The following is a 13,699-nucleotide window of genomic DNA, read 5'->3' as shown; positions in this document are numbered from 1 at the left end:
CGATTGCCGCCTAGATCTATGGCAGAGGCAGTCGGCAGGATCAGGACATGCAAGTCTCGACCGTCGAAATCGAAGGGCTGAGCATTGCCATCCGCGAGGCGGGTCCGGCCGAAGCGCCGGCATTCCTCCTGCTGCACGGATGGCCGCAAAGCTCCTACGCGTTCGAACGGGTGATCGGCCGGCTGGCAGCCGACTACCGGGTCGTCGCCCCCGATCTGCCCTGCATCGGTGGCTCACAAGGCATGCCCCGGGCTGGCGACAAGCGGACCCTGGCAAGGCTGATGAGAGGCGTCGCCGAGGCTTGCGAGCTGCGGCACCTCGTGGTCGCCGGCCATGATGTCGGCGGCCAGATCGTATTTGCCCTGTTGCGCGACCATCCGGACATTCTCAGCGGCGCGGTGATCATGGATGTCGTCATTCCAGGCGTGGCGCCGTGGGAGAAGGTCATTCGCAATCCGCAGATCTGGCACTTTGCATTCCATGCCGTACCGGCCTTGCCGGAAACGCTGGTGAGCGGCCATCAGAGCGCCTATTTCGACTTCTTCTTCAATGTGCTTTCGCAGGATCGGGCCGCGATCCCCGACGATGCCAGGGAAATCTACGCAAAGGCCTATTCCCGGCCCGAAAGCCTCCAGGCCGGTTTCGCCTGGTATCGCGCTTTCCCCGAGGATGCCAAGGCCAATGCCGCGCGGCCCGCCACGCCGATCGCGGTTCCGGTGCTGTATCTCAGGGGTGCGGCCGAGCCCGGCGAGATCGGCGACTATGTCGATGGCCTGCGGGCTGCCGGGCTCTCGAATGTCATCGGCGACGTCATAGCCGACAGCGGGCACTTCGTCGCCGACGAGAACCCCGAAGCGCTCGCCATCCGCCTGGCGCGATTCCATAGGGAAATCAGCGCTGCAAGCGCCGAGCCTAGCGGGCGCCGAGCCTGACCAGCACGGCCCTGGGGATGTCGTATTCGCGGATGACGCCATCGTGCTTGCGCAAGCCGCACAGCTCGCGCTGGATGAAATAGCCGTGCACCGCCTCGGCGGCCTGCTTGAGAAGCTTGGGGCGCAACTCCTCATCGGCATTGTCGCGCAACATGGCCAGCGTTTCCTCGACCTTTTGGCCGGCGCGGCCGAGTGCGGCCGCCTTTTCGGCCAGGACTTCGTGGCCAAGCGCGTCGAAGGCCGCTTCAGCGGCCGAAGAGCCGGCAAGATGGGATGGCGGACGCAAGGACATGTCAGTTCCTCTTCCCCAAAAGCATGCGGTGGGTGACGAATTCTTCGCCTTCCACGCGCCGAAAGCCAAGCCTTTCATAAAAGCCGAAGGCGTCCCGCGGCGCGCGGGTGTTCAACGCGGTGAAATGGCGGCGTGCCCGATCGATGACAGTCTCGACCAGCATGCGGCCGAGGCCGGCGCGGCGGTGAGGCGCGCTGACGAACAGGTGCCGGACCCGCCCCTGGTCCCTGCCCCCGGCATAGGGATCGATGTTCAGCCCGCATACACCGGCAAGTTCGGCGCCATGCCACGCCCCGAACAACGCCTCGCCCCGCTTGAGGAACTTGTTGCGGCCACTTGCCCAGCCATCCGCCAGGCGCACCAGCATCCAGTAGCCTTCCAGCCGGCTCTCATCCTTCAGCCTGTCGAAGGCCGGCGTGGTCGGCCGGAGCCGCTTGAGCACATAACCGACTTCCGGCGTCCCGCCCATGCCTTCACTCCGCCGGCCGCGTCTCTTCGAGCACGCTGTCCTCGTGAGAGAGGAAGCCGCCGGACTGCCGCCTCCACAGCCGCGCATAGAGCCCGCCGAGCGCCACCAGTTCGTCATGCGTGCCTTGCTCGACGATGCGGCCGCCGTCCAGCACCACAAGACGGTCGAGTGCGGCGATGGTCGACAGCCGGTGGGCGATGGCGATGACCGTCTTGTTCTCCATCAGCCGGGCGAGATTCTCCTGGATCGCCGCCTCGATGTCGGAATCGAGCGCCGAGGTCGCCTCGTCGAGGATCAGGATCGGCGCGTCCTTCAGAAAGACGCGGGCAATCGCCACGCGCTGGCGCTGGCCGCCCGACAGTTTGACGCCGCGCTCGCCGACATAGGCCTCGTAGCCGGCGCGGTCCCGGTTGTCGCGCAGGCCGAGGATGAAGTCATGCGCCTCGGCCTTCTTGGCCGCCGCGATCACCTCGGCGTCGGTTGCATCCGGCATGCCGAGCTTGATGTTGTCACGCAGTGAACGGTGGAAGAGCGCCGTATCCTGGCTGACGACGCCGATATTGGCGCGCAGCGAATTCTGCGTGACTTTGGCGACGTTCTGGCCATCGACAGCGATCGACCCGCCTTCCAGGTCGTAGAGCCGCAGGATCAGGTTGGCGAGCGTGGTCTTGCCGGCACCCGATGGCCCGACCAGCCCGACCTTTTCGCCGGGCTTGACGACGAGGTCGATGCCGTTCAGCACGCCGAACCCCTTGCCATAGTGGAACTCGACCCCCTTCACGTCGATGCGTCCGCCGGCAACGACAAGCTCCCTGGCATCGGGCGCATCGACGAGCCCCAGCGGCTGCGAGATCAGCGCCTTGGAATTCTCCAGCACACCGAGATTCCGCAATATGCCGTTGAGCTGCATCATCACCCGGCCGAGCAGCATGTTGAGCCGCAGCACCAGCGACAGCGTGAAGGCGACCGCGCCGACGGTGATCGAGCCTTCGACCCAGAGATAGACGGCAAAGCAACCGATCGTCGTGATCATGACGCCCGACAGTGTCGTCAGCGCCATGCGCACGCCGGTCAACCGGCGGGTGAAGGGGCGCAGCGCGTCGAGATAGATGTCGAAGCCGTTCTTGATATAGCGGTCGTCGCCGTCGGCCGAGAACAGTTTCAGCGTCTGCACGTTGGAATAGGAATCGACGATTCGGCCATTGATCATCGAGCCGGCCTCGGCTGTCGCCTCGGCATGCTTGCGGATCGCCGGCAGATAAAGTTTCGCCAGCCAGCCGAAGGCGGAAATCCAGATCACCACCAGCACCGCCAGTCGGAGATCCAGTCCGGCGACCAGCGCCAGCGTCGTCACCGTGTAGACGACCATGAACCAGATGACCTCGATGAAGCTCTCCATCAGGTCGCCGGTCGCTTGCCCCGCCTGCCAGACTTTCGTCGCGATGCGGCCGGCGAAATCGTTCTGGAAGAAGGCGTAGGACTGGCGCGACACATGCCGATGCGCCTGCCAGCGCACCAGATTGTAGAAGCCGGGCGTGATCGTCTGCTCGTCGACCAGCGCCGACAGGCCGACGATGATGGTGCGGATGACCAGCACCACCGCGATCATGAACACCAGCTCGGGGCCGGCGGCGGCCCACAGCGCGTGCCAGCTGCGCCCGCCGGGAAGCTGGTCGAGTATGTCGACCAGCCGCCCGACGAAGTAGAACAGGCCGGCCTCGACCAGCGGCGCGATGCCGCCGATGACCAGCATGGCGAAGAAGGCGAACTTCGCCTGGCCGACATAGTGCCACAGAAAGCCGCCGACACTCGACGGCGGCCGAAGATTCGCCGGCTCCCTGAACGGATAGACCCAGTTCTCGAACCAGCGATAGATGGCTGTCATCATGCGGCGGCCATCATTCTGCGGCTTGCCCTTTCGCGATCACGTCATTGGCGACATCGGCCGGTATGTCCTCGAGCAGGAACCCGCCCGACTGGCGCTGCCACAGCTGCGCGTAGAGCCCGCCCTTGGCGACCAGTTCCTCGTGCGAACCTTCCTCGATGACACGGCCTTGATCCATCACCACAAGCCTGTCCATCGCCGCGATTGTCGACAGCCGATGGGCGATGGCGATGACGGTCTTGCCCTGCATGAGCTTGTAGAGGTTCTCCTGGATGGCCGCTTCCGCCTCGGAATCCAGCGCCGATGTCGCCTCGTCAAGGATAAGTATAGGTGCATCCTTCAACATAACGCGAGCAATGGCGATGCGTTGCCGCTGGCCGCCGGACAATTTGACGCCGCGGTCACCGACATAGGCGTCGAACCCCTTGCGGCCCTTGTGATCCGCGAGCCCGCCAATGAAGTCCAGCGCCTCGGCCCGCCGCGCCGCCTCGACAAGCATCTCGTCCGAAGCATCGGGCCGGCCGTAGAGGATGTTCTCGCGCACCGAACGGTGCAGCAGCGAGGTGTCCTGCGTGACCATGCCGATCTGGGCGCGCAGCGAATCCTGCTTCACGCCGGCGATCTCCTGGCCGTCGATCAGGATCTTGCCGCTTTCCAGATCGTAGAAGCGCAACAGCAGGTTGACCAGCGTCGACTTGCCGGCGCCCGAGCGGCCGACAATGCCGACCTTCTCGCCCGGCTTCACCGTCAACGACAGGTTTTCGATCACGCCTTTCTGCTTGCCATAGTGGAAGCGGATATCCTCGAAGCGGATCTCGCCCCTGGAAACGGCGATCGCCTTCGCATCCGGCCTGTCCTCGACAAGGCGCGGCAGCGAGATCGAGGCGATGCCGTCCTGCACGGTGCCGATGTTCTCGAACAGGCCCGACATCTCCCACATGATCCACTGCGACATGCCCCACATCCGCAGCACCAGGCCGATGACCACGGCGACCGCGCCGATCGTCACCACTTGCCCCATCCACAGCCACAGCGAGATGGCGGTGACCAAGAACAGCAGCAGGGCGTTCAGAATGTAGAGTGTGCCGAAAAGCACCGTCACCAGCCGCATCGACCGGTAGACCGTGTCGAGGAAGCCCATCATGCCTTCCCTGGCGAAGGTCGCCTCGCGCTTGGCATGACTGAACAGCTTGACCGTCTGGATGTTGGAGTAGCTGTCGACGACACGGCCGGTCATGACCGAGCGCGCATTGGCCTGCTCCTCGCCGACCTTGCCCAGCCGGGGAATGAAGTAGCGCAGCAACAGCACGTAGCCGACCAGCCAGACCGCCAGAGGCGCGGCCAGCCGCCAGTCGGCGGAGCCGACGATCAACAGCATGCCGAGGAAATAGACGATGACGTAGTTGAGCACGTCGATCACCTTGATGACGCATTCGCGCACGGCGAGCGCGGTCTGCATCAGCTTGGTGGCGATGCGGCCGGCGAACTCGTCCTGGTAGAAGCTCATCGACTGGTTGAGCAGGTAGCGGTGCACCTGCCAACGGATGCGCATGGGATAGTTGCCCATCAGCGTCTGCTGGTTGAGCAGCGAATGCACCCATACCGTGCCCGGCAGTGCGAACAGCACGATGAAGGCCATTCCGGCGAGCTTCCAGCCTTCCGTCTGCAAGAAGGTTTCGCGATTCTGCCCCGACAGCCAGTCGACGATGCGGCCGAGGAAGCCGAACATCCACACTTCCGCGATGGCGATGGCCGCCACCAGCACCGCGTCGACAAGGATATAGGGCCAGGCGCCGCGCGTATAATGCAGGCAGAAGGCTACGAGCGTCTTGGGCGGCTCGACCGGTTCCGCAGCGGGGAACGGATCGAGCCTTCTTTCAAACCAGCTAAACAACAACATAGGTCATGCCTGTGAAAGTCTGTTTTCCGCTTACGCGGCGCGTGAACGTACGAAGTCCTCGGACCGTGTGGCGCCGAGGGCCGACGGTCCGGAATCGTCCGGACCGTCGGCCCCGCTTCGCCCAATATAGGGGTTCGCGGGCTTTTCGCCGACAGGCTCGTTCGCCGATCCCGTCGACGCGGTGTCGACAAGCCGGATTTTCGTGCCCGGCCGGATCAGCCGGATGATCCGGCGCACCAGCGAAGGCCGGCTGGGATCCGGAACAGCATGCGAGAAATCGACATCCGGCAGCATGCCGCGATGCGGCCGGCGTCGGACTTCGGCATGGACCGCGGACGAATAGGTCTCGCCGATCAACAGCGCCCAGGTCGGCAGTCGGTGGATATGCAGGCTCCTCGAGCCCGGTATTCTGTAGGGATCGAACATCGGTCCGTCCTCCGTATGAAAATAAAGATGAAAAGGCCAAGCAACATCGTCCGCCGGCATTCGGCCGGAGGCGCGGATTGCCTCGGTCCGCAACCGACGCTCGGCATCGGTCTGGACACGATAAGCGTCGGTCCGGACACGACTGAACGAGTCGGTCTGGACATGTTCAGCTGGGGCGTTCAGCCCTTTTGACTTTTTGAAAAACATCGCAGGATTCCTTCAAGAGCCGAAAAATCGTCTCGGCGGGAATCGGTGCGATCAAGTCTTAGAGAGTCAGGTGAATCGTCGTACCGAAGCCGCCGGCAGGCGTACAAGCCCACGAGAGGGGCGCTGGATGTGCATGGTCATCATGAGTGTCCCCTCCATCGGTTCGGGTTGACAATGCGACTGACATACCCGACTTCGCAGAAAATGGCCACCCGCAGGTCCAGGAATTTCCAAAACCGGGAAGCTCCTGTGGCCGATCTGCCACTTATTAGAAGGATGCGGAAATGAACCGTCGTCTCCGCATCGCACTCTACCAGCCGGACATTGCCGGCAATACCGGGACAATCCTGCGCTTCGCCGCTTGTCTCGGCCTTGGCGTCGACATCATCGAGCCGGCCGGCTTTCCGCTGTCCGACAAGGCGCTCAAGCGCGCCGGCATGGACTACCTCGAAATGGCTGCCCTGACCCGGCATGTCGACTGGAACGCCTTCGAGGACTGGCGCAACAAGGACGGGCGCCGGTTGGTGCTTCTGTCGACCAAAGCTGCGACCCCCTACACCAGCTTCAGCTTTGCGGACGGCGACATCCTTCTGTTCGGCCGCGAATCCGCGGGCGTGCCGGATCCTGTCCATCAGGCGGCGGATGCGCGGCTGACCATCCCCATGCAGGGCATCGCGCGCAGCATCAATGTCGCGCTGTCCGTCGCCATGGTGGCGGGCGAGGCCATCCGGCAGCTCGGATAGGATCGGCGGCCCATCGACAGCCTTGCCGTCGCCGACGACAGCGGTTTCTCTGGCCATTCTCACCCAGGCGCACATCGCCTTCTCCTGTCATTTGCCCAATCAGTATTTCTTCGCTACAAGCTCAACTTAACTTGAGGTCAAGCGGAAAGTCGGAAATGGCTCCAGCAACGGAATTGACGGTCGGCCAGGTGGCCATGCGCAGCGGCGTAGCGGTGTCGGCACTGCATTTTTATGAGACGCGCGGGCTGATCCGCAGCCACCGCACGTCAGGCAACCAGCGCCGTTACGGCCGCGACGTGCTGCGGCGGGTGGCAATCATCAAGGTCGCGCAGGAGGTCGGCATCTCGCTCGCCGAAATCGGCGAAGCCCTTGCGTCGCTGCCCGAAAGCCGCACGCCGACGCGCGACGACTGGGGATTGCTGTCGACCGCATGGCGCGACGCGCTCGACCACAAGATCGCCCAGTTGAAGAAACTGCGCGACGGGCTGAGCGACTGCATCGGCTGCGGCTGCATGTCGATCGACAAATGCCCGCTCAGGAACAAGGGGGACCGGCTGGCAAATGAGGGAGCGGGCGCGCGGAGGCTGTTGGTCGGACCCTAATCGGCCGCCGGCAGCCGCCTGATGGTGAACTCGATCAAATCCCCCGGCCGCTCGAACCAGCTTTCGATCTCCGTCCAGTAGGCTTGCTTGGGAAAGCGCTCGAACCATTCCTTGGCCTTGAGCCGCGCATCGGAGCGCGGCAGGACGAAGGTCTCGCGCAGAAAGCCGTCGCGCGGCATGCGTGCGCGCTCGGTCCGGCTCTGATCGAGCCTTTTCTTCAGGCCATCCAGCGGCGGTCTTGCCGGGGTGCGCACGAAACAACTCCCTGCACCTGGCACATGCCCCCGAAAGGATCATGCGCAAAAGCAAAGTGACTTGACCCTGTCCCCTAAGAGATTAGGGATCGCGCCGGCAAAAGACGAGTCATTTGTAGGGGCGGGCCACCCCGCAACCGGAGACGGCACTTTGGAACGACCTGAAATACCCGCTGGCCTGCCCGCCGACATTGAAGAGAAGAAGATGAAGGCGCGCCTGTGGTTCGAGGCGCTGCGCGAACGCATTTGCGGCGCTTTCGAGCAGATCGAGCAGGATCTCCAGGGCCCCCTCGCCTCATGGTCGCCGGGCCGTTTCGAAAAGACGCCGTGGGAGCGTGACCAGGGCAAGGGTGGCGGCGGCACCATGTCGATGATGCATGGCCGCGTCTTCGAGAAGGTCGGCGTCCATACGTCGACCGTCTACGGCGAGTTCTCGCCCGAATTCAGGAAGCAAATGCCCGGCGCCGAGGAAGACCCGCGCTTCTGGGCCTCCGGCATCTCGCTGATCGCGCACCCCTGGAATCCCAACGTTCCTGCCGTGCACATGAACACGCGCATGGTCGTCACCTCGAGGCAATGGTTCGGCGGCGGCGCCGATCTGACGCCGGTGCTCGACCACCGCCGTACCCAGGACGACCCCGACACTGTCGCCTTCCACCGCGCCATGCAGTTCGCTTGCGAAAAGAACGCCGCCGTCGCCGACCACCCGAAATTCAAGGCCTGGTGCGACGAGTATTTCTTCCTGCCCCACCGCAACGAGCCGCGCGGCGTTGGCGGCATTTTCTTCGACTGGCTGCATTCTGGCGACGACAGAGGCGGTTGGAACGCCGATTTCAACTTCGTCCAGGACGTCGGACGCTCCTTCCTCGTCGTCTACGGCCACCTCGTGCGCGCCAATTTTAACGAGAACTGGACGGACGGCGACCGCGACGAACAGCTCATCCGCCGCGGCCGCTATGTCGAGTTCAACCTGCTTCACGATCGCGGCACCATCTTCGGTCTGAAGACCGGCGGCAATGTCGCCTCGATCCTGTCCAGCCTGCCGCCGGAGGTGCGCTGGCCGTAGGATCAGCCGGAGCAATTCCATTCTGGAATCGCGTCAAGTCGAGGAGACAGGGCGGGCGGTGCACGATGCTTTGATGCAACCAGACCGCTCCTCCCGTGTTATAGCTCTCGCCCCGCCCACGTGGAATGGACCGTGGGCTAAAAAAGTCGCGGAGCCTCGACAGGCTCCCTGGAGGAAAAGGAGAAATCCGATGAAGCAATTCCACTGCGGCTCGCTTGTTCCCGGCTGTGAGTGGCACACCCGTGCCGACGAGGAAGCCGAAGTGATGCGCCGTGCCGTCGAGCATATGCGCGAGACGCATGGCGAGACGACCATCCGCGAAACCATGATCGAGGCGATCCGCTCGCGCATTGAAAAAGTCCGCGACGCCGCCTAGGCTTTGGCCGGCCTGCTTTCGCCAGCGTTAGCAACCAGCCGCGTTGGCGCTTCGAGATCGGGGCGCCGCCGCGGGCGCCTCGGAGCCGGACCCTACGGGGTCAAAAAATCACATTTGCATCAGCTAAAATAAACCACGCGGTAACCGAACCCGTGCCACCGTCACGAGGATAATCCGGCCACAGTGGGCTGCCAGAGGAGCCCGTCGCCACCAGGCGCTGATCCGGAATCAGGTGGGCGAGGTGTTTCGCGCATGCGCGAAAAGTCCGGCAGTCGAGTGAGGTTCCGCACGATGGCGCTCCTGCTGTGCGCGCTCATCGGGGCGTCGCCGGCAGCCGCCCAGGACATGACGACATCGTTGGTCGACATACATCAGGGCTCGCCGCTCAGCGACCGCGCGAGGAGCCTTGGCAATGGCGGCTACGAACTGCAGAACGGGACCTTTGTCTCGTTCAACCAATGGTACCGGGCAAACTGGGTCGACATGCATGTGGACCTGCTCACCCAGATCACGGAGGATACCGGCATCCTTTGGGGCTTTGGGACCGGAGAAGAGGGCGTGAAGTATCGCATCGAGCCAAGCCTCAAGCTTGGGTTCCTCACCCAGATGCATCCGAACCCGAACAGCACTCTTTCCCTTTCGCTCACCACGACCATCGGCGGCAAGCTTACCGAAAAGTCCTGCGAAGCCGATTACGGCGATTTTGGCACCTACAGCGTCAATTGCCGGCTCGCGGCCAGCCGGATGGCGCCTGAGGAAACCTTGAAATATCTGGTTAACGCTAAACCGGAGAGCCAGCACATCTGGCTGAATTACCGTGTAACTTTCTGATCGCCGGGAGGATGCAAATGAAAATCATCTCGCCCCGAAACTCGCGATCACCCCGTCTTGGTTCTTGTTTGAACGGAGTAACAGCATGTCAGGGAGTTGCTTCAAATTCGGCATCGCCACGGCTCTCGCCATCCTGTCGGCGCCGATGGCATCGGCACAGGAGGCCGTCAATGCGGACGAGATGGCCGCGCTGTGCCACGGCGGCGGCTTGTCCACATGCGTGAGCGCAACGATCCCGGTCGCGGGCACGCAAGCAGTACAGCGGTGGATGAGCCCCGAAATTGGCGCGGCTTGGGCCGCCGGATACAAGGGCAAGGGCGTCACGATAACGATCGTCGACGATTTCTCCAGTACATCGCGGTTCTCCGGCAATTTCGGTGTTGGGGTTCAAACCCAGCGCCACGGTGAATGGACGCGTGAGGAAGCCGGCATGATCGCGCCCTTGGCGACCATCAGGTCGAAGGACTTCTCAACCGGTTCGGCCGTCGGCCTTGCGCCCGGCCTGAACGTGCTCAATCTGAGCTACGGCATGTACGCCAGGGCGGGCTACAGCTCGAACCAGATCGGCTGGGCCCCGGAGGAAGCCTCCATCATCTCCTACGCCACCAGGGGGACGGCTGTCGTTTCGAAGGCCGCGGGCAACGATTCGGTCGCCGTGGGCGGGGTCACGAACGGCCAGCAGGACTATCTCGACCTTGCCCTGATCGGAAAACCATCCGCGATCTTCGTCGGCGCGCTGTCCACCAACGGCACGACGTCCAGCAAGGCCCAGCTTGCCTGGTATTCGAATACCGCCGGCTCCAATGCGCTGGTGCAAAGCCACTTCCTCGTGGTTGGTGTCGATGGAAGCAAGACAGGCCTTTATGGCACCTCCTTCGCCGCGCCGATCATTTCAGGATATGCGGCGATCATAGGCAGCAAGTTCACCACGGCCACGGCGACCCAGATCACCAACGATCTGCTCAACACGGCTCGTACCGACACGCTGGTCAACTACAGGGCCTCGGTCTACGGCAAGGGCGAGGCAAGCCTTTCGCGCGCCCTGGCTCCCACGGCGATCAGGTAGGAGAGCGACCTTTCGCCCGATCAAATCGTCGCCTCGGCTATGCCTTTTGATCGGCACGGTCGTCCGGGCAAGCTCCAGTCTAAGTTTCAAGCGCCTTCGCGGCGCGGCCCAGCAGCGTGCCGCGATCGGCGGCAAATCCCGCCTCGATCCATTCCGTTTCGAGGTTCTTGAGGATTTCGCCCAGCTTCGGCCCTGGCGTGGCGCCGAGCGCCGTCAGATCGGCGCCTTTCAGCGGAAACACCGGTTTTTCCCATTTGAGCGCGAAGGCCAGCAGGCGCGAAAAGCCGCCGGCTTCGAGCAGCGCGTCATTGTCCTCGACGGCGCGCACCCGGGCTCCGGCAAGCGATAGCCGCAGGCGGTCGACAACCCCTTGCCGGTCGCCGCGATAGAGCCTTTTCGCCAGTTCGCCCTCGGTCGTCTTCGGCTCGACCGCCGTCGAGAGCGCCCAGTAGCGCAAACGGTCCGATTCCGCGGTCGAAAACCTCAGCCGCTCGGCCAGCGTCTTCATGCGCGCGGCATCCGGCGGCACGATCGCCTCCAGCCGCAGCATCGGATCGGCCGCCCAGCCCAGATCCTTCTCGGCCTTGGTCAGCCCGTGGATGGCGTCGATGCCCCATTTCTCGCTTTCCGGCAGCGCGGCGGTCAAGACGCCGGCCTGCCGCATCCACAGCAGCGCCCGCGACGGATCAGGCGCCGAAAGCAGTTTCTTCAACTCGGACCAGACGCGCTCCGCCGAAAGATGGGCCAGGCCTTCCTTCAGCCGGGCGCAGGCCTTCAGCCCCTCGGCATCCGGCCGGCCTTCGCCATACCAGGCGAAGAAGCGGAAGAAGCGCAGGATGCGCAGATAATCCTCACGAATCCGTGCTTCCGCATCACCGATGAAGCGCAGCCGCCGCGCCTCGATATCGGCGATGCCGCCGACCAGGTCGACGATGGAGCCATCCGCGTCGGCGTAGAGGGCGTTGATGGTGAAGTCGCGCCGCTCCGCATCCAGCTTCCAGTCGCGCCCGAACGACACTTTGGCGCGGCGGCCGTCGGTCTCGACATCGGCGCGCAAAGTGGTGATTTCATAGGGTTTGCCGCCGGCGACCACCGTGATGGTGCCGTGCTCGATGCCGGTCGGCACCGGCTTGAAACCCTCCGTCTCGGCGCGGCGGATGATTTCCTGCGGCAAACAGGTGGTGGCGATGTCGACATCGGCGACCGGCTGGCCCATCAGCGTGTTGCGCACGGCGCCGCCGGCGACACGCGCCTCTTCGCCGCCTTCAGCCAGGGCGGCAAGCAGGCGCTGCAAATGCTTGTCGGCGAGCCAGTCGGCCCTGCCCGCGATCGAAACACTCACGCATAGAGCCTTTCATAGAGCGTGCGGATGATGCCCGCGGTGACGCCCCAGATACGCTGGTCGCCATAGGGCATGTCGTAGAAGAACCATTCGAGATCGTTCCACATGCGGCTGTCCCGCTTGTGATTCACCGGGTCCATCAGGAAGCGCAGCGGCACTTCGAAGGCTGCATCGACTTCGTCGGCATTCAAGGCCAGCTGGAAGCCGGCCCGCACGATGCCCAGTACGGGAGCGATGCGGTAGCCGCTGCCGGCGACATAGTCGGGCATGCGGCCGATGATCTCGATGCGATCCTGGTCAAGGCCGATCTCCTCGAAGGTTTCGCGCAGCGCCGCCGCCTCCGGGCTGGCATCGGTCGCATCGATGGTGCCGCCGGGAAAGGCCACCTGCCCCGAATGGTTGCGCAGCTTTTCGGCCCGTTTGGTCAGCAAAACCGTGGCCTCGTCTTCGTGATCGACCACCGGGATCAGCACCGCTGCATTGCGCAGCACCTTGCCTTGGTTGAGGCGCGGATGACCCGGATTGAAGCGATGGTCGCCATAGTCGTCGCCGGCATGCGCCTCTGGCTGCGCGGCGAAGCGCGCGCGAAAATCCGCCGATGAAAACGGCGCCAATGAAACGCGATCCATCATGCGCTCAGCCGCTTCAACTGGTCCGCCGGCATGATCGGAAACACCGCGCCCTTCGAGCGCACGGCAAACATCTCCTTGCCGCCGATCTCGATCTCCTCGCCATGTCCGACCAGCTCGTACATGACAGGCCGCCCCACCAGCGCTTCCAGCCTGCCGCGCACCAGCACATAGGGCTTCAGGCCCCCGGTCTCGTTCTCGTCGACGAAACGCAGCGGCCGTTCCGGTCCGGCCTCGACCACGTCGCCGACATTGGTGCGGAAGGTGATGATCTGTTCGTCGCCACTGCCCGAAACATCCATTTCGACGGCGATGAACGGCGCATCGGCGACGCGGATGCCGACCTTTTCCACAGGCGTCACCAGATAGGTCCTGCCATCCGCGTCCTTGCGCAGCACGGAGGAGAAGAGCTGCACCAGCGGCATGCGACCGATCGGCGTGCCGAGATAGAACCAGGTGCCGTCGGCCTTGATCTCCATGTCGAGATCGCCGCAAAAGTCGGGATTCCAGCGCTCCACGGGCGCCGCGCCCTTGCCGGCGCGCGCCGCGCGCGAGATCAGCGCCTCCAGGCCGCGCGCCTCGGTTGCCTGCGTAAGGCTTTGTTGGCGATGTTCGTCGTGTTCCGTCATCGTCACGAAATAGTCACTGTTGTTCCGCTTGTCAGCCTAAGTCTGTGATT

Annotated in this window: 16 protein-coding genes; 7 read left to right on the top strand and 9 right to left on the bottom strand. The window is 63.8% G+C overall.

The annotated features are described in order from the left end of the window. Nucleotides 1–47 precede the first annotated feature (47 nt). Entirely contained in the window at nucleotides 48–932 is an 885-nt protein-coding gene (locus CK226_RS19585) for an alpha/beta hydrolase (RefSeq protein ID WP_095773522.1), read from the top strand. Here the strand turns inward: CK226_RS19585 and CK226_RS19580 are convergent. From CK226_RS19580 to CK226_RS19560, 5 genes are read right to left on the bottom strand one after another with little or no spacing between them, the layout of a single operon-like run. Continuing rightward, on the bottom strand, nucleotides 913–1,224 hold the full coding sequence (locus tag CK226_RS19580; protein ID WP_095792786.1) for a DUF6665 family protein: 312 nt from the start codon (nucleotides 1,222–1,224) through the stop codon (nucleotides 913–915). The genes CK226_RS19585 and CK226_RS19580 overlap by 20 nt on opposite strands. A gap of 1 nt (nucleotide 1,225) precedes the next feature. Continuing rightward, nucleotides 1,226–1,693, bottom strand: coding sequence for a GNAT family N-acetyltransferase (locus tag CK226_RS19575; RefSeq protein ID WP_095792785.1), 468 nt, complete (start codon nucleotides 1,691–1,693; stop codon nucleotides 1,226–1,228). A gap of 4 nt (nucleotides 1,694–1,697) precedes the next feature. Beyond that, complete coding sequence (locus CK226_RS19570) at nucleotides 1,698–3,581, bottom strand: ABC transporter ATP-binding protein (RefSeq protein WP_095792784.1); 1,884 nt, start codon at nucleotides 3,579–3,581, stop codon at nucleotides 1,698–1,700. 10 nt (nucleotides 3,582–3,591) lie between these two features. Further along, the gene (locus tag CK226_RS19565) at nucleotides 3,592–5,478 is read right to left on the bottom strand and encodes an ABC transporter ATP-binding protein (RefSeq protein ID WP_095792783.1); all 1,887 of its coding nucleotides are present in this window, start codon (nucleotides 5,476–5,478) and stop codon (nucleotides 3,592–3,594) included. Nucleotides 5,479–5,508: 30 nt separating this feature from the next. After that, nucleotides 5,509–5,904, bottom strand: coding sequence for a hypothetical protein (locus CK226_RS19560; protein WP_095792973.1), 396 nt, complete (start codon nucleotides 5,902–5,904; stop codon nucleotides 5,509–5,511). Nucleotides 5,905–6,395: 491 nt separating this feature from the next. On the opposite strand from CK226_RS19560, the gene CK226_RS19555 reads away from it, so the two are divergent. Both CK226_RS19555 and soxR read left to right on the top strand, forming a co-directional pair. Continuing rightward, nucleotides 6,396–6,854: a tRNA (cytidine(34)-2'-O)-methyltransferase gene (locus CK226_RS19555; protein WP_095792782.1), complete on the top strand. Its 459-nt coding sequence runs from the start codon at nucleotides 6,396–6,398 to the stop codon at nucleotides 6,852–6,854. Between the two features lie 155 nt (nucleotides 6,855–7,009). Further along, nucleotides 7,010–7,456, top strand: a complete 447-nt coding sequence (gene soxR, locus CK226_RS19550; protein ID WP_095792781.1) for a redox-sensitive transcriptional activator SoxR — start codon at nucleotides 7,010–7,012, stop codon at nucleotides 7,454–7,456. Here the strand turns inward: soxR and CK226_RS19545 are convergent. Beyond that, nucleotides 7,453–7,710: a hypothetical protein gene (locus CK226_RS19545; RefSeq protein ID WP_032933697.1), complete on the bottom strand. Its 258-nt coding sequence runs from the start codon at nucleotides 7,708–7,710 to the stop codon at nucleotides 7,453–7,455. The genes soxR and CK226_RS19545 overlap by 4 nt on opposite strands. 151 nt (nucleotides 7,711–7,861) lie before the next feature. On the opposite strand from CK226_RS19545, the gene hemF reads away from it, so the two are divergent. From hemF to CK226_RS19525, 4 genes are all read left to right on the top strand, one after another. Next, nucleotides 7,862–8,776: an oxygen-dependent coproporphyrinogen oxidase gene (gene hemF / locus CK226_RS19540; RefSeq protein WP_095792780.1), complete on the top strand. Its 915-nt coding sequence runs from the start codon at nucleotides 7,862–7,864 to the stop codon at nucleotides 8,774–8,776. A gap of 190 nt (nucleotides 8,777–8,966) precedes the next feature. Beyond that, a complete protein-coding gene (locus CK226_RS19535) occupies nucleotides 8,967–9,152 on the top strand; it encodes a DUF1059 domain-containing protein (RefSeq protein ID WP_027047304.1) in 186 nt (61 codons plus the stop codon). Nucleotides 9,153–9,443: 291 nt separating this feature from the next. Beyond that, complete coding sequence (locus CK226_RS19530; RefSeq protein ID WP_245437786.1) at nucleotides 9,444–9,983, top strand: hypothetical protein; 540 nt, start codon at nucleotides 9,444–9,446, stop codon at nucleotides 9,981–9,983. Between the two features lie 85 nt (nucleotides 9,984–10,068). Next, nucleotides 10,069–11,049 (top strand): S8 family serine peptidase, encoded by a 981-nt coding sequence (locus tag CK226_RS19525; protein ID WP_095790106.1) that lies wholly within the window; start codon nucleotides 10,069–10,071, stop codon nucleotides 11,047–11,049. A gap of 79 nt (nucleotides 11,050–11,128) precedes the next feature. On the opposite strand, the gene CK226_RS19520 is transcribed toward CK226_RS19525, so the two are convergent. From CK226_RS19520 to CK226_RS19510, 3 genes are read right to left on the bottom strand one after another with little or no spacing between them, the layout of a single operon-like run. Beyond that, entirely contained in the window at nucleotides 11,129–12,391 is a 1,263-nt protein-coding gene (locus CK226_RS19520) for a CCA tRNA nucleotidyltransferase (protein WP_095792779.1), read from the bottom strand. Continuing rightward, nucleotides 12,388–13,020 carry a CoA pyrophosphatase gene (locus tag CK226_RS19515; RefSeq protein ID WP_095792778.1) on the bottom strand — a complete coding sequence of 211 codons (633 nt, stop codon included), beginning with the start codon at nucleotides 13,018–13,020 and terminating at the stop codon, nucleotides 12,388–12,390. Before CK226_RS19515 ends, CK226_RS19520 begins: the two co-directional genes overlap by 4 nt. Further along, nucleotides 13,020–13,649, bottom strand: coding sequence for a DUF1285 domain-containing protein (locus tag CK226_RS19510; protein ID WP_095792777.1), 630 nt, complete (start codon nucleotides 13,647–13,649; stop codon nucleotides 13,020–13,022). Before CK226_RS19510 ends, CK226_RS19515 begins: the two co-directional genes overlap by 1 nt. Nucleotides 13,650–13,699 lie beyond the last annotated feature (50 nt).

Source organism: Mesorhizobium sp. WSM4311 (assembly GCF_002295115.1).
In the GTDB taxonomy this organism is placed as follows: domain Bacteria; phylum Pseudomonadota; class Alphaproteobacteria; order Rhizobiales; family Rhizobiaceae; genus Mesorhizobium.
Note: the sequence above shows the minus strand (reverse complement) of the source record. Positions and strands in the feature narration are given on the sequence as shown.